Genomic DNA, 15,349 nt, shown 5'->3' with positions numbered 1-15,349 from the left:
CCTCGTTTCGTCGACCGGCACAGTTGTGGGTCGGCCGGGCAATTCTATAACGTGTTCTACATGACCCAACAGGAGTACGACGTCGTCGTGGTCGGGAGCGGCGCCGCGGGCATGGTGGCCGCACTCACCGCCGCCCACCAGGGATTCTCGACATTAGTCGTCGAGAAGGCTCCGCACTACGGAGGTTCCACTGCGCGGTCGGGTGGCGGCGTCTGGATTCCGAACAACGAAGTGCTCGAGCGTGACGGGGTGAAGGACACGGCCGAAGCTGCCCGGACCTACCTGCACACGATCATCGGCGACGTCGTCGAACCGGAACGCATCGACACCTATCTCGAACGCGGTCCGGAGATGTTGTCGTTCGTCTTGAAGAACTCGCCGCTGAAGCTGTGCTGGGTGCCCGGGTACTCCGACTACTACCCGGAAGCGGCGGGCGGCAAGCCCACCGGGCGCTCCGTCGAACCGAAGCCGTTCGATGCCCGCAAGCTCGGCGCCGACGAGAAGGGCCTGGAGCCCGCATACGGCAAGGTGCCCCTCAACGTCGTGGTGATGCAGCAGGACTACGTGCGCCTGAACATGCTGAAGCGGCATCCGCGCGGCGTGCTGCGCAGCCTGAAGATCGGCGGCCGCACCATGTGGGCCAAGGCCACGGGCAAGAACCTCGTGGGCATGGGCCGGGCACTGATCGCGCCGCTGCGGATCGGGCTGCAGAAAGCAGGCGTACCCGTCCTGCTGAACACCGCTCTGACCGACCTGTACGTCGAGGACGGTGTCGTGCGCGGGGTCTACGTCCGTGACACCAACGAGCCCGAAAGCGCTGAGCCGCGGCTGATCCGAGCCCGCCGCGGTGTCATCCTCGGCAGCGGCGGATTCGAGCACAACGAGCAGATGCGGGTCAAGTACCAGCGTGCGCCGATCACGACCGAGTGGACCGTCGGAGCCTCGTCCAACACCGGCGACGGCATCCAGGCTGCCGAAAAACTGGGCGCTGCACTGGATTTCATGGACGACGCCTGGTGGGGACCGACCGTCCCGCTGGTGGGCGCACCGTGGTTCGCGCTGTCCGAGCGCAACTCCCCCGGCTCGATCATCGTCAACATGTCGGGCAAGCGGTTCATGAACGAATCCATGCCCTACGTCGAGGCCTGCCACCGGATGTACGGCGGTGAGTACGGCCAGGGCTCGGGTCCCGGCGAGAACGTACCCGCCTGGCTCGTGTTCGACCAGCAGTACCGGGACCGCTACATCTTCGCGGGACTGCAACCGGGACAGAAGATTCCGCGGAAGTGGCTGGAGTCCGGGGTGGTCGTCAAGGCCGATACGCTCGAGGAGCTCGCGACCAAGACCAACCTGCCCGCGGACGCGCTGGCGGCGACCGTCGAGCGGTTCAACGGGTTCGCCCGATCGGGCGTCGACGAGGACTTCAAGCGCGGCGAGAGTGCCTACGACCGTTACTACGGCGACCCCACCATCAAGCCGAACCCCAACCTCGGCGAGATCAGCCACGGACCGTACTACGCCGCGAAGATGGTGCCGGGCGACCTCGGGACCAAGGGCGGCGTGTGCACCGACGTGCACGGCCGGGCACTGCGCGACGACGGGTCGGTCATCGAGGGGCTCTACGCCGCCGGCAACGTCAGCACGCCGGTGATGGGCCACACCTATCCGGGCCCGGGTGGCACCATCGGTCCCGCGATGACGTTCGGTTACCTCGCCGCGCTGCATCTGGCCGGAGCCGCCCCGGCGGCGACATCCGACCCCGGAGCCGCCCCGGCGGCGACATCCGACCCCGGAGCCGCCCCGGCGGCGACATCCGACCCCGGCAAGGCCTAGACGCATGCCGATCGATCTCGACGCGGCGATCGGTGCGGAGCTCCCGCCGGTCGAATTCTCTTGGAGCAGTAGCGATGTGCAGCTCTACCACCTGGGTCTCGGCGCTGGAGCGGACCCGCTCGACGAACGCGAGTTGCGCTACCTGATCGACGAGACGCCCCAAGTGCTGCCCACCTTCGGCAGCGTGGCCCAGACATTCCACATGACCGAGGCGCCGACGGTGAAGTTCCCCGGCATCGACATCGAGCTGTCGAAGGTCCTGCATGCCAGCGAGGCCGTCTCCGTTCCCGGCCCGATCCCGCCAGCGGGCACCGGTCGGGCCGTCACGCGTTTCACCGACATCTGGGACAAGGGCAAGGCCGCCGTGATCTGGTCGGAGACCACGGTCACCACGCCGGACGGTGCGCCGCTGTGGACGCAGAGGCGGTCGATCTACGCCAGGGGCGAAGGAGGCTTCGGCGGTGAGCGCGGCCCCTCTACGTCGTCGGAACCGCCGAACCGCCCACCCGACGTGGAGCTGTCGATTCCCACCTTGCCGCAGCAGGCGCTGCTGTACCGCCTGTGCGGGGATCGCAACCCACTGCACTCCGATCCCGCCTTCGCCTCTGCCGCAGGCTTTCCCAAGCCGATCCTGCACGGGTTGTGCACCTACGGGATCGGCGCCAAGGCACTCGTCGACGAGTTCCTCGACGGTGACGTCGCCCGCGTCGGTTCCTACGGCGCCCGATTCGCCGGTGTGTTGTTCCCCGGCGAGACGTTGAAGGCCAGCATCTGGCGGGAGGATGGCGCGTTGCGGGCCGTGCTCACCGCACCCGATCGCGACGACGCCGTGGTGCTCTCGGGTGTGGAGTTGAAGCCGGCGTAGTCGTGCTCATTTTGGTGACCGCGGGCCGCGCACGAGCTGATAGCGTCGAATTCAACTACTGGGGAGGGCATTGACGTGAGGATCACCACCGCTCTGACCGCCACGTTCGCCGTTGCCGCAGCCGCTGCCGTCGGCATTCTGGGCACGCCGATCGCGGTAGCCGATGATCTGACCACGACGACCATCGGCAACGAGGCGAAGCTGACCGACGGGGACGTCGTACAGAGTTGGACCGTCACCGACCTCAAGGCCAGCACCGACCAGATTCCCTACCCCGTCGCGGGCACGCTGTGGGAGGCCACTGCAACGGATCAGGCCATCCAGGGCAGTGCGACTCCGATCGTGTCGAACCTCAACGCGCGCACCAAGAGTGGGGCGACCTACCGCGTCCTCTTCGGCGTCGCGACCCCGCAGGGCGTGAGCCCGGCGACGTTGGCCCAAGGCCAGAAGACCACCGGCAAGGTGTACTTCGACGTCGTCGGGGACACCCCCGACAGCGTCGTCTACAACGCCGGTGGGCAGGACCTCCTGGTGTGGGTGCAACCTCCGCCGCAGCTCCCCGCGCAGCGCGGGGGCGGCAGCTACTCGTCGACGTCGCCCGTCAGCCCCTCGACACCGACCACGACGACCGCCCCGACCACCCCCACTCCGACGCCCACCCCCGGCGCCGTGCCCGGCGCCCCGGCCGCGCTTCCCCCGGGCAGTGCGGGCACCCCGCTTCCGGCCGGTAGCCAGGGCACGCCACTCGCGCCCGCCACGCCTGCCCCCGCGGCCGGCACCGAGGGTGCACCGCAGCCCGCGGCCGTCCAGCAGGCACCTGCGGCCACCGGAAGCCAGGGCACGCCACTGCCGACGGGCGCCTCCGCGTCCGCCGCGCCGTCGACGACCGTGATCGCCCCGCCGCCGCCCGCCTGATCGACCTCGTCAGGAGTGGCTCGACCACCACACGTACAGCTGGTCGAGGTTGGGCCCTTCGGCGGCGCCGTCGACCGAGTTGAGCAGGAGCCTCGCGTCGTCCGTCCACGCCAGCGTGGGAACGGTGTCCCGGTAGCCGCACACCAACGTCCCACTGACCTGCTGAGGGGTGGCGTTGCGGCGCCAAGGGCCCGGTGACTGAATGTTGCCAGGGCAGTTGACCACTCGCATGCCACCCACGACGGCCCCGAACGCGGAATCGAGCGAGGCCGCGTCGCTCGCCAAGGTGTAGGTGGCCGCGGGAGGTCCGCCGGCATCCCCGTTCTGGGTGCAACCGAGCGTGGCCGCGGCTCCCGGTGGCACGTCCAGCGACGTGCATGCCGAAGGCGGATAGCCGGGGGGCAACGCGGCCCGAAGCTGCTGTTGCGCTTGGGTGTTGACCGCCCTAGGCGTGGTCGACGTCCCCGGTGCGGGCCCCGACGGCGGATCGGCTCCGTCGTCGCCGGGCCACAGCAGCCACACCGCGATGGCGACGACGGCCAGCCCGGCAGCAGCGGCGGCGGCGATCGGCCCCGCCGGAAGCTGGTGGTTGGGCCGTGGCGCAATCGCCCGCGGATCGACCGTCAGCGGCTCGCCGAGCATCGGCCTGACGCCCGTCGGCGGTGCCTGAGCCGGTGGTGATCCGAGCGCGCCGATCTGTTCGGTCAGGGCGCGGGCGAAGTCGGAGCAACGGGCGAAACGACTTTCGGGCCGCTTGGCCAGGGCGACGGTGAGCACCGGGTCGAGCGCGGACAACTCGGGTCGCCTGGCGGCCAACGCAGGCGGCTTGGTGTTGAGATGGTCCCTGATCACCTCGGCGGGCTCCGAACTCGGGAACAGCGGCTCACCGGTCAGCAGGTGGTACGCCGTCGCCGCGAGCGCGTATTGATCCGCGCGGCCACCGACCTCGTCACCGTTGAGCTGCTCCGGCGCACAGTAGGCCACCGTGCCGATGGCGGTGGTCGACGCCGTGACGTCCTCGACGTCATTGAGATCGCGCGCTATTCCGAAGTCGGTCAACAAGATTCGTTGCTCACCGTCATCGTCGAGGTGTGTCAGCATGATGTTGGCGGGCTTGACGTCGCGGTGTAGGAGTCCTCTCTTGTGAGCGCTGTCGAGTGCGCTCGCGACCGCGGTGACGATGCGGGCGACGTCCTCGGCGGGCATACCCGCGGGGTAGCGTTCGGCGACCAGACGGGCGGCGTCGAGGCCGTCGACGTAGTCCATCGAGATCCACAGCTGCCCGTCGGCCTCACCACGGTCGTGCACGCCGACGATGTTGGGATGCCAGAGCGTCGACGCCAGGTCGGCTTCGCGGTTGAAGCGGGCGCGGTACTCAGTGTCGGCCGACCAATCCGATGGGAGCAGCTTCAAGGCGTCACGACGTGGGAGCCGTGGATGCTGGACGAGATACACCCGGCCCATGCCACCGGAGCCCAGCAGACCGATGATCTCGTAACCGGCGAAGCTCTGACCGGGTGTCAGCTCGTCATCCGGTAGTGGCGGCGGTGACGAACTCATGCCCGCACCTCCGAGTCAGTTACCCGCACTTCGATACCGACAGTAGTGGGCGACCGCGCTCAGAGCGGCGAACGCTTGCCGCGACGCGCTACATCCTGCGGGAGAGGTCGTCTCCGTCTCCCTGACGCGGCGGTGCCACCGGCACCGAACCGGCTTCGTGGTTGGTGGGGCCGGGTGCGGCCGCGTCCAGCGGCGGCCGCCGGTCCCGGTCAGTCGGGTTCTCGCGCTCGTCGCGATCGTCGCGATCGTCGCGCGGTGGCGCAGCGCCCGCACCGGCCGGGCCATGACCGGCGGGCGCCTGACCCGCCGACGCCTGGCCGCCCGTACCCGCGGACTCACCGCCCTTGGCCGACTGCATGGCCTGTTGCATCATCGAACCGAATTGTCCCGCCTGCCCGCCGAGGGCCTGCGCGGGTGCGCCCGCCTGCTGCGCCATCTGACCCACCTGGCCGAGTTGACCCAGCATCTGGCCGAGCTGTCCGACCGACTGGCCGCCGGAGTCGTCGGCATTCTGGTACGCGGATTCGGCCGCACCCAACTTGCCGGAGAACATGGTCTCCTTCGCCTGCAGTGCGGCCACGCTCGCCGCCATGGGCGTCGTCAGCGTCGGCAGCACCGCGGAGATCGTCATGCTCATCGCGTCCTCACCGGGCGGGAGCATCGGGATCTCGGGCAGGTCGACACTCGCGGCATCCCAGTTCAGGTTGCCGGGGGTCTGCATCGGATCGAGGGACATCAGCCGGCACCCTTCATCGACTCACCAGTCATCGTCGGCGTCCTCGTCGAGGTCGTAGTCGAGCGGTGGCGGCGCCGCGAGCGAGGCACCGGTGCTGCTGCTCTCGCCACGCTGACCCATCATGCCCATGCCCCCGCCGCCCACGCCCGAGCCGCTGGCACCGACCGGCGCGAGCCCGCCGAACGCCGAGCTGCCCGCGCCCGCCGGACGGACGGCCACGTCACCCGAGCTGCCGACCAGGTTGGCCAATGCCGGGGACGCCGCGGACAGGCCGCCGGAGCCCGGCAGGCCGACCGCCTTCACCAAGCCGCCACCCGCACCCGCACCCGCCCCACCGGCCAGGGGATGGTTGGAGAACGCCGAGAAGGGCGATGGTGACGCGACCGCGCCAGAACCGCCCTTGCCGCCCGCGGACATCAACTGTTGCAGCGGCTGCATGATCTGCTGCAACGGCTGCATCAGCTGTTGGGGCGCCTGTGTCAGCATCCCGCCGATCTGCTGCGGGAGCTGCATCGCCATCTGGCCCATCTGCATCATCATCTGCATGGCCTGCTGCGAACCCTTGTCCGCCCCCTGTGACGCGGCCGCCGTCGGCGGCGCGCTCGGTTTGGGGATGTTCGGCGGCACGCCGAGCCCGGAGGCCAGTTCGGCGGAGTTGGCGTTGATGTAGGCGATGTTCTGCGACAGGCCCAGCTTGACGCGGCTCTGCACCAGTTCCTGGGCGTTGCTGAACGGCATGGCCGAAATGGCCCCGCATTCGTGCTGGGTCTCCTGCGCGGTGGCGTTCACTAGGACCTTCGTCCTGGCGACCGTGACCTCCATGCTGCGCAGCTTGGCCGCGATGGCGGCGGCCTGCGCCCCGTTGGCCTCGTGGCCCGCGATGATCGTGGTGGCTTCACCGCCGGCGGCCAGCGCCCCGCCGCCCTTCCACTGGTCCGCCAACTGCATGAGCTGGCCCTGCTGTCGAGGGACCACCGACCCAGTCAGCTTGGCGGCCAACGCCTCATACGACGCGGCCGCAGCGGCCAGCGCCTCCTCGTCGACGTTCGGCCAGCCGGGTCCCGTCACCGTCTGTGAACCGAACGGGCTGCTGTCGGGCGGAACACCCATGACACGGCTCCCCTTCCGTGCGTCGGTCGTCTATGTGAAGAGTACCGGCGGGCGTAGCGGCGGCTAGCCACCAATCGAAGACCTGCCAGCGATCACGCAGTGGCTCGAGTTTCCGCGACATCGTCACGGTCACTCGTCAGCTGCCGGAATGCGCGAATCGGGTTGAGGTGTGCGCACGGGGCGACGCCGACAACCTTGCGTGCGACTAGCCACATGCAGATCGACTTCGTCGCGATGCTGGCGAGGACGACCACGGCCAACGCGATGGGGCCGCCCATCCACGCTGCGACGCAGGCGCACGGGAGCGCCACTGCGAGCACCGCCACTGCCGTACGTGACGCTGCCGTGATGTTCCCACTGATGACCAGCAAGGTGATGCTGCCATCGAAACACGCCTGAAAGGCTCCGGCCGCCGTCAGAATGAGCAGTAGCGAACTGGCAGTCCGCATCTCGGGTCCATACGCCACCTCCAGCACGAATGGCCCGAGAGTCGCGACCACCGTCAGCACGACGATCGCGATGAGGGTGTTCATGGTCGCCGCATCCGACAGTATCCGGATGACCCGCGACTTCTGGCCGGCAGCCCAGAGCCGTGCAGCCGTCGGCGCGACAGCGAGGGCGAACAAGCTGTCCAGCAGGGTCACCTGCGTGGCGAGCGTTGCAGTCGCCGAAAACTGGGTCGCGGCCAGCGAGCTGAACGCGGCCGTCGCGAGCCAGACCATTCCCTGCCTCAGCATGAACTCCGAGAAGTCCAGGCTGAACAGTTTCGTCCCTTGGCCGATGGTCGTTCGCAGGGTGGCAACTCCCGACGAGAACCTGAATATCGAAACTTCATGTCTGGCATGTACTAGTGCGATGACGACCTGCGTCGCGCTGACGGCGCAATATGTTGCAATCACGGCTAATAACGAAGGACGGTGGGCGATGAGTACGACGAGCGCCACCAAGGGCAGCGCCGCCATGTTGCGGGCGTAGTGCATTGTCGCCACCGAAGCGCGCACTCGCCCGGTCGCCGCGAAGATGTCGCTGAGAATCAGCCGAGTTGATTCCACCGCGATGAGAAGGGCAGTCATTACCATCACGGGCACGAAATCCGAATGCCCGATCAGGGCGACACAGCCGATGAGCGCGATGAACGGCGCACTGAGCACCGACAAGAGCGCCGTGGCATGGAGATGCGTAGCGGCGATCTGCCGCCGCCGCAACGCGTCGGACTCCGCACCCATCAGCCGAATGACGTTGTAACCCAAACCAAGTCGTCCGACCAAGGGGCCCAATGAGATCGACGCAAGAATGGCGAAGAAGGCTGCTGCTTCTTGCAGATCGAGTGACCGAACGACGATTACCGATAACAAGAAGGTGGTCGCCATCCCACCCACCGCGGCGAACGCCCGCCAGCCAAAGCTACGACGCACCTCGCTGTTCGCGCCTTCATCGGTACTCAACTCATCCTCAACACAGTCCGGGGATTCGCAGGAACCTCAAAGGTATGACGGAACTTGAAGCGAAGAGTCGAGCGGCGTCGGCTCGTGGACCACTCGCCGCCAAGCCCGCCAGGTGCTACGAAGCCATCTCTTCTTCATCAGAAACCTGAGCGGTGGGGCCCAGGCCGCATACCGGCGGCGTTCCGCGGCGAACTCGAAGGCGTCCCGTGCGTCGGCACGACGGTGGATCAATTGCCACATCCCGTACCAGTACGCGTAGTCCCCCATCTTGCGTCGCGAAAGGGTCTGCAATCTCTTCGCATCGGGAAGTCGCGAGCCCTCGTGGGCGAAGAACGAATCGAATGCCGCCTCGTGATCCTTGAAGTCCAGGACCCTGAACTTGCTGTAGGGAGCCGACATTTCGGCATCATGTATTCGCCGGATCCCGACCACCCGGTTCGTGTTGGCCACATCGCCGACCATCGCGAGGCGAAGGTACATCTCGAAGTCGGCGCAACGCAGGCTCGATCGATAGTGCCCCGCAGCGCCGGCTTTCTTGAGGGCGGAGGTGCGAATCAACCACGCCGCGGACCCGACATCGCAGTACGAGTCGAAGCATGTCCGGTGGATGAAGTCGTCACCCTTGACGATCTTCCACCGAGTCGTCGCGGCATCACAGCGTCCCGCGTCGATGAGCCCATCAGCCAGCCTCGCTTCGACGCCGTAAACGAAGGCTACGTTGGGATGCTGGTCGAGAAACTGCGTTTCGAGCGCCAGTGCGCCGGCGGGAAGGACGTCGTCCGCGCCAAGGATCGTGAAGTAATCCGAACTCGCCCAATCGATCGCCCTGTTGAAGGAGTGATGCCAGCCCTGGTTCTCCTCGTTGAGGATGATGGTGACACGGTCATCAGTCGCGGCGATCTCTCGTACGATCTCTTGGCTGCCATCGGTTGAGGCGTTGTCGATGATCAAAAGACGAAGATTCGGTATGTGCTGGCTCAGAACACTTCTCGCGCATTCCGCTAGGTAAGCGCCGTACTGGTAGGACGGAATGAAGACGTCGACGCCAGTCTTCAGATTCTTCGAAGCAGCCATGCGCCGGGGTTCCGGTACGGCCACCGAGTGCACCGTCTGCCTTTCCAGGCCCGTGTCCATTCCGCCGTCCATTGTCATTACTTCCCCTCGTACTTCACGACGATCACGTGACCCTGGACGTGGGAACGAGCCGAAATCGGGATGGCCATGGGCCATCGGGCGGATTGGTTCGCGATGGCGGTCATCTGGCCAACACCGATGGTTCGAACACCAGAACTCCGTCGGTGCTGCCGTTCAGGTCGTAGAGCGCGATGACCTCTTCGGGCAATGCCTCTTGCGTGTCGGCCCGAAGATAGTCGCGAACCGACGTTCCGGTGCTCCGCGAATCGATGTTCGCCGGACCGGCTTGGGCGACGAGATCGTCGATGTGAGCGGTCCTAAAGTCGACGCTCAACCGCGCTGCGTCGGTCTGGTTTGGGACCGTTGAATGCAACTGGGCGCCAGAGAACGACAGAAGGGACCCCGGGTCACCGACGACACGCAGCGTGGTACCCGGGTCGCCAGTGGCAAGCTTCGGATGCGGACGGGGATCGTCCTTGACGTACACCGCCGCATCGCGCCTCGACGTCCTGTTCCATTCGTAGGCATCGAAGCCGTCGCTCGTATTCGGAACAGGCTGCTGCCAGAAGTCAGGGTGGAACTGCATCCCGGTGGTTGCGGAGTTGCCCGCAATCGGTGTCCACCAGTTGTTTTGGCATTGTGGGGCCGAATACCACGTGTCGCGATGCGGCTTGTAGTTGTACCCAAGCCCGGCGGAGAGATAGTCGGTAGGTGGGACGACTCGCAACTTGGGGACGTCGAAGTAGGTCTTCGTCGGGTCTGCGCCGAGATCTACCAGAATCTCCAGCAAGAGCTCCTTCGCCCGCGGGTGGTGGGTGAACGCGGGCTTCAGTGTCTTGAGGATGTCCACGTAGTCCGCGACGGGCAGCACACGGTGGGCGGTGAGGGGATCGTGAGAGCCGAAGGCGGCAACGATCATGGCGTAGGCGAAGTCCGTGAACGCCCTGACGGTGTCACGTGGCGGGATGCAGAACACCTCGCCTCCGTAGAGGCGCTGCCGTCGCTCATCGTCGGTGAAGGCCGTCTCAGACGAGACCACTACTGACATGGTGTTCGTCCTTTCCTGGGTGAAGTTGCGCGTATTCGTCAATCGAGGATCGACAGGGTCGGGATCGGGACGACGAACTTGCCGCCCCAGTCGCGAATGAAGGCCATCTCACTCCTGATCTCGTCCTGCAGGTTCCACGGCAGAATGAGTACGTAGTCAGGACGGGTCTCACGAATGTGCGACGGCGCGTACACGGGAAGATGCGTGCCAGGCAGAAGGTGCCCTTGCTTGTGCGGACTTCGATCGACGGTGTAGTCGACGAGGTCGGTCTTGATGCCACAGTAGTTGAGGAGCGTGTTTCCCTTGGCGGGTGCGCCGTACGCCACCGTGCTCAACCCGGCGTCGCGGGCCTCGATCAGGAATCGGAGCAGGTTGCGCTTGGCGCTTTGAACACGGTCCGTGAAACGGAGGTAGCCGGCCAGGCTGTCGAGGCCTTCGGCGCGCTCGGCGTACGCCACGTCGTGCACGCTGTCCGTTACGAGATGTCCGTCAAAGGCTTTGTGGCAGGCGTATATCCGTAGTGATCCGCCGTGGGTGGAGAGCTCTTCGACGTCGAAGATTCGAAGTCCGTGTGCATCGAAGATCGATTGCGCAGTGAGCAGGGAGAAGTACGAGAAGTGCTCGTGGTAGATCGTGTCGAATTGATTGTGCTCGATCAAACGCATGAGATGTGGAAACTCCATGGTGATCACACCAGTCGGGGCAAGCACGACTGACATGCCCTCGACGAAGTCATTCAAATTCGGTACGTGCGCGAGGACGTTGTTTCCGATCAGCAAGTCGGCGCGCATGCCGTCGGCCACGAACTGGCGGGCGAGGTCCGTTCCGAAGAACGCTACCTCGGTAGGGATACCGTTCGCCCGTGCGACCGCTGCGACATTCGCGGCGGGCTCGATCCCAAGGGCCGGAATTCCCGCCTCCACGAAGTTCTTCAGCAGATACCCGTCATTGCTTGCGATCTCGATGACATGCTTCGAGGCGTCCACCGAGAATCGCTCCATCACCGTCTCCGCGTAGGCGCGGGCGTGTTCCAGCCAGCTCTGCGAGTAGGACGAGAAGTAGAGGTAATCGCCGAAAATCTCTGTCGGCGCTTCGAATTCATCGAGCTGGACCAGCAGACAATTGGAACATACGCGCGCGTGCAGGGGGAAGAAGACCTCTGCCCCCTCGGCTTGATACTCAGTCAGGTAGGAGTTGGCAAGGGGTGACATGCCGAGATCGCAGAAGGAGTGCTTGACCGGCAATCCGCAGTGCCTGCAGGAGACACTCATCGAATCTCCTCCATGGCGGGAGCGTCGGACCAGGTCTTCCAGGGCGCCTTGCCGTTGTCCCACATCTCGTTGAGGGTGACCTTGTCCCACAACGTGTCCATTCCGTGCCAGAACCCGGAATGCTGGTACGCGGAGAGCTCGCGGTCATTGGACAGCCGGCTCATCGGCGCTTGCTCGAAGACGGTGGCGTCGCCGTCGATGTAGTCGAGGATCGACGGCTCCGCGACGAAGAAGCCTCCGTTGACCCAGCCGCTGCTGCCGAGGGGCTTTTCGGCGAAGAATGCGCGATCTTCTTCGCGCAGATCGAGCGTTCCGTAGCGACCCGGTGGTTGCACTGCGGTCACAGTGGCGATGGAACCCGAATGCCGGTGAAAGTCAACGACATTGCGGACATCGAGATCTGTGACACCGTCACCGTAGGTGAACGAGAACGTCTCGTCGCCGATGTGATCTCTAGCGCGCAGCAAGCGACCACCGGTCATGGTGTCCTCGCCGGTGTCGAGCAGGGTGACGGACCACGGTTCGGTGTGGGACTGAAGCGTCTTGATGGTGCCGGTGGACAGGTCGATCGTGAAGTCAGCCGTGTGGAGGTAGTAGTTCGCGAAGAACTCCTTGACCATGTAGCCCTTGTAGCCGAGCAGAATCACGAAGTCGGTGACGCCCGCGGCCTCGTAGGTCTTCATGATGTGCCAAAGGATCGGTTTGCCGCCGATTTCCACCATGGGTTTGGGTCGCGTTTGAGATTCCTCGCTGATCCGAGTCCCACGTCCGCCGGCGAGTATGACGGCCTTCATCATCGACCCCTTCCTGTCAGGAGCAGTTCGCGGAAGTGTGTGCAGACACGGTCGACGTGTACTTCTTCGAGCACGAGCGCAGAGGGGAGGTTCACCGCTCGCGCGGCGATGTCGTAGGCGACCGGATTATTGTGTGCACCAACGTATTTGGTGTCGCATTCACCGAACGCACCCAGAGAGCTCAGCGGCGGGAGGAACGGTCGGGTATCGATCCCCACGTGGTCGAAGGACTCCATGATCTGCCTGGTCGAGAGCCCGTAGGAGTCATCGACGACCGCGGTCACCATCCAGAACGTGTTCCCGACACCAGTTGGCTCCACATTCAATCGAACTCCGGGCACGTCGGCCAGCCGAGCTTCATACCATCGAAATATCTGTATCTTCTTCGCCACCAGCTCGTCGATCCGGGACAACTGCGCCCGGCCGAATGCCGCTGCCAGACTGCTCATCCGATACTTGTAACCGATCTCCTCGGTGACGAAGTAGCGATGGTTCGAGGCGCTACGCCCGTGGTCACGCAGTCGCGCCATGCGGTCGAAGAGGTCGCCGCGATCGGTGACCACCATGCCGCCCTCGCCCGTTGTCATGGTCTTGGTTCCGTGGAAGCTGAACACACCGATGTCACCCAACCCGCCAGCCGGCACTCCCTTCCAGCTCGCTCCGATCGCCTGCGCCGCGTCCTCGACGATCGGAACGCCGGGCGCAGCGGCGCGGAGCGCATCCATGTCGGGCACGCCGCCGTAGAGGTCGACCGCCACGATGGCCTTGGTCTGGGGGCTGAGGCGGCGCTCGACGCTCGCTGCGTCGAGGCACCAGGTGTCGGGGTCGACATCTGCGAAGACGGGGGTGGCGCCTTCGTAGAGGATCGGTGCCGCGCTGGCGACCCATGTCGACTCGGGCACGATTACTTCGTCGCCGGGACCGATGCCCAGGGCAAGCATGGCCAGATGCAGACCCGAAGTTCCGTGCGGCACGGCCGCCGCATGCTCGACGCCGAGGTAGTCGGCGAACTCGGTCTCGAATAGTCCGACCGACTGCGCTGCATGGCCATACCAGTCGTTGGCAGCAGCCGCCGCAACGTACTGAATTTCCAGATCCGTCACCCACGGGCCGGCGACCGGGATGCGCCCGTTGGCGAACGACGCCGCCGTCTCGGCGGAGATGTTCAGCGCCATGGAGGTCACGTGCGTGCCACCTGCCGGAGGTCGACGTCGACTTCGCCGCGTTCGATCAAGGCCTTCACGGTTCGGATGCGGAAGTACGCGGGACCGTCGAAGATCGACGTGGTCATCCCGCCGTTGACATATGCCGACCACAGTTGTTCGATACCGCGACGCAAGGTCCACTGCGGTCGGTAACCAGGGAGGTCCCGATCGATCTTGCGGAAGTCCACCCGGTAGTCGCGAATGTCCGCGGTGGCACCGGCCGCAAAGGTGACCCTGCATCCCGGCACCACTTCGGCGACGAGGTTGGCCACGTCTCGCACGCGGTAGTTCTCCCCGGTTCGTCCGACGTTGAAGGCCTGGTCGTGGATGGCGTCCTGCGGGGCAACGAGGGCCTGGGCGAATGCGTGCGAGATGTCGAGCACGTGAACCAGGGGGCGCCAGGGGGTTCCGTCGCTCATCATCATCACTTCGCCCGTGGTCACTGCGTGTCCCACCAGGTTGTTGACGACGATGTCGGCACGCAGTCGCCGTGACACGCCGTACGCGGTGGCGTTGCGCAGGTACACAGGCGAGAAGTTCTCGTCAGCGAGTTCTGACAGAGCACGCTCGACCTGCACCTTCGACTCGCCATAGGGCGTGACGGGATTGAAAGTAGCCTGTTCGTCCAATTCCAGATCGCCGCCCTTGCCATAGAGGCTGCACGATGAAGAGAAGAGAAAGCGCTTGACCCCGGCCCGCTTCGCCTCCCGCGCCAGATGAACTGAAGCGTCTCGGTTGACGACGTACGTCAACGACGGGTTGAGATCGGCGAGCGGGTCATTCGACATCGCGGCGAGGTGGACGATGGCGTCGAAACCGACCAGGTCGTCCGCTGTGACGTCGCGAATGTCGCGGCACAACGAGGGCACCGGGTCGGGCGGAGCAAGAAAGTCGCAACCGTTGAACAGGTCGGTGTCGAGGCCGACGACGTCGAAACCAAGGTCGATCAGGTAGGTCGTCATCTCGACACCGATGTATCCGAGGTGACCGGTCACGAGGACCTTCACGGACATCTACCCTTCGTTTCACCCCCGTTCCCCAGACCCGGGACGGTGTGCAAATAAAGATGCTCCGCACGCTGCGGCAAATTAATCGTCGTTCGCTGAAACAGCCGCATCCCGGAAAATCATACCTTCTGCCCGAAACGCTACCAGGACGGACCGGGGCCGGCAACGCGACCGTCGATGTTCCTGTGAAAGCGACCCCAAATTCACAGGAACGTGGCACGCCGTCACCGTATGACGCCCCCAACTGGAGGTATTCCTCACATCTGACCCGAGAGTGCCATGCCGATTGGGGCTTGCGATCCGATGCCATGGGCTGAATCACTAGTTGCAGCAACCCGCCCTGGGTGAGGATCCCGTTGGCGTCAATCCCGCTTTGAACCGTGATGAGACACCAGGCGAACATCGCTACTGAGGCCTTCGCAATTT

12 protein-coding genes and 1 pseudogene are annotated in these 15,349 nt (G+C 65.3%); 3 read left to right on the top strand and 10 right to left on the bottom strand.

Annotated features, from left to right (window positions below):
* Window positions 1-60: 60 nt before the first annotated feature.
* The 3 genes and pseudogenes from kstD to QUE68_RS03475 form a co-directional block, all read left to right on the top strand.
* A pseudogene (gene kstD / locus QUE68_RS03485) lies at window positions 61-1,734 on the top strand (3-oxosteroid 1-dehydrogenase); the annotation flags it as partial.
* Between the two features lie 103 nt (window positions 1,735-1,837).
* Window positions 1,838-2,698 carry a MaoC family dehydratase gene (locus QUE68_RS03480; protein WP_284224576.1) on the top strand — a complete coding sequence of 287 codons (861 nt, stop codon included), beginning with the start codon at window positions 1,838-1,840 and terminating at the stop codon, window positions 2,696-2,698.
* Between the two features lie 75 nt (window positions 2,699-2,773).
* Window positions 2,774-3,613 carry an MPT63 family protein gene (locus QUE68_RS03475; RefSeq protein WP_284224575.1) on the top strand — a complete coding sequence of 280 codons (840 nt, stop codon included), beginning with the start codon at window positions 2,774-2,776 and terminating at the stop codon, window positions 3,611-3,613.
* A 9-nt stretch (window positions 3,614-3,622) separates the two neighbouring features.
* Here the strand turns inward: QUE68_RS03475 and QUE68_RS03470 are convergent, their stop codons facing one another.
* The 10 genes from QUE68_RS03470 to QUE68_RS03425 all read right to left on the bottom strand — a co-directional run bounded on the left by QUE68_RS03470 (window position 3,623) and on the right by QUE68_RS03425 (window position 14,929).
* On the bottom strand, window positions 3,623-5,173 hold the full coding sequence (locus QUE68_RS03470; protein ID WP_284232565.1) for a serine/threonine protein kinase: 1,551 nt from the start codon (window positions 5,171-5,173) through the stop codon (window positions 3,623-3,625).
* Window positions 5,174-5,261: 88 nt separating this feature from the next.
* Entirely contained in the window at window positions 5,262-5,909 is a 648-nt protein-coding gene (locus QUE68_RS03465; protein WP_284224539.1) for a hypothetical protein, read from the bottom strand.
* A 21-nt stretch (window positions 5,910-5,930) separates the two neighbouring features.
* Complete coding sequence (locus QUE68_RS03460) at window positions 5,931-7,019, bottom strand: hypothetical protein (RefSeq protein WP_284232564.1); 1,089 nt, start codon at window positions 7,017-7,019, stop codon at window positions 5,931-5,933.
* Between the two features lie 92 nt (window positions 7,020-7,111).
* Window positions 7,112-8,464 carry a lipopolysaccharide biosynthesis protein gene (locus QUE68_RS03455; RefSeq protein ID WP_284232563.1) on the bottom strand — a complete coding sequence of 451 codons (1,353 nt, stop codon included), beginning with the start codon at window positions 8,462-8,464 and terminating at the stop codon, window positions 7,112-7,114.
* 36 nt (window positions 8,465-8,500) lie between these two features.
* Window positions 8,501-9,538, bottom strand: coding sequence for a glycosyltransferase (locus tag QUE68_RS03450; protein ID WP_286275154.1), 1,038 nt, complete (start codon window positions 9,536-9,538; stop codon window positions 8,501-8,503).
* A 181-nt stretch (window positions 9,539-9,719) separates the two neighbouring features.
* Window positions 9,720-10,646, bottom strand: a complete 927-nt coding sequence (locus QUE68_RS03445) for a hypothetical protein (RefSeq protein WP_284232560.1) — start codon at window positions 10,644-10,646, stop codon at window positions 9,720-9,722.
* Between the two features lie 38 nt (window positions 10,647-10,684).
* Window positions 10,685-11,890 (bottom strand): class I SAM-dependent methyltransferase, encoded by a 1,206-nt coding sequence (locus tag QUE68_RS03440; RefSeq protein WP_286275153.1) that lies wholly within the window; start codon window positions 11,888-11,890, stop codon window positions 10,685-10,687.
* 23 nt (window positions 11,891-11,913) lie between these two features.
* The gene (rfbF, locus tag QUE68_RS03435) at window positions 11,914-12,711 is read right to left on the bottom strand and encodes a glucose-1-phosphate cytidylyltransferase (RefSeq protein ID WP_284224532.1); all 798 of its coding nucleotides are present in this window, start codon (window positions 12,709-12,711) and stop codon (window positions 11,914-11,916) included.
* Window positions 12,711-13,886, bottom strand: a complete 1,176-nt coding sequence (locus QUE68_RS03430) for a DegT/DnrJ/EryC1/StrS family aminotransferase (RefSeq protein ID WP_284234667.1) — start codon at window positions 13,884-13,886, stop codon at window positions 12,711-12,713. Before QUE68_RS03430 ends, rfbF begins: the two co-directional genes overlap by 1 nt.
* A 5-nt stretch (window positions 13,887-13,891) precedes the next feature.
* Entirely contained in the window at window positions 13,892-14,929 is a 1,038-nt protein-coding gene (locus QUE68_RS03425) for an NAD-dependent epimerase/dehydratase family protein (RefSeq protein WP_284232556.1), read from the bottom strand.
* Between the last annotated feature and the right edge of the window lie 420 nt (window positions 14,930-15,349).

The sequence above is a fragment of the Mycolicibacterium sp. TUM20985 genome, from assembly GCF_030295745.1.
GTDB lineage: Bacteria > Actinomycetota > Actinomycetes > Mycobacteriales > Mycobacteriaceae > Mycobacterium.
The sequence above is the reverse complement of the archived record's forward strand: the minus strand, read 5'-3'. Positions and strand labels throughout refer to the sequence as shown.

What these genes read in the sequence shown, in the direction of transcription:
- QUE68_RS03465 (WP_284224539.1), bottom strand. Translation starts at nt 5,909, where the DNA reads ATGTCCCTCGATCCGATGCAGACCCCCGGCAACCTGAACTGGGATGCC.
- rfbF (WP_284224532.1), bottom strand. Translation starts at nt 12,711, where the DNA reads ATGAAGGCCGTCATACTCGCCGGCGGACGTGGGACTCGGATCAGCGAG.
- QUE68_RS03460 (WP_284232564.1), bottom strand. Translation starts at nt 7,019, where the DNA reads ATGGGTGTTCCGCCCGACAGCAGCCCGTTCGGTTCACAGACGGTGACG.
- QUE68_RS03450 (WP_286275154.1), bottom strand. Translation starts at nt 9,538, where the DNA reads ATGGCTGCTTCGAAGAATCTGAAGACTGGCGTCGACGTCTTCATTCCG.
- QUE68_RS03425 (WP_284232556.1), bottom strand. Translation starts at nt 14,929, where the DNA reads ATGTCCGTGAAGGTCCTCGTGACCGGTCACCTCGGATACATCGGTGTC.
- QUE68_RS03480 (WP_284224576.1), top strand. Translation starts at nt 1,838, where the DNA reads ATGCCGATCGATCTCGACGCGGCGATCGGTGCGGAGCTCCCGCCGGTC.
- QUE68_RS03470 (WP_284232565.1), bottom strand. Translation starts at nt 5,173, where the DNA reads ATGAGTTCGTCACCGCCGCCACTACCGGATGACGAGCTGACACCCGGT.
- QUE68_RS03445 (WP_284232560.1), bottom strand. Translation starts at nt 10,646, where the DNA reads ATGTCAGTAGTGGTCTCGTCTGAGACGGCCTTCACCGACGATGAGCGA.
- QUE68_RS03430 (WP_284234667.1), bottom strand. Translation starts at nt 13,886, where the DNA reads ATGGCGCTGAACATCTCCGCCGAGACGGCGGCGTCGTTCGCCAACGGG.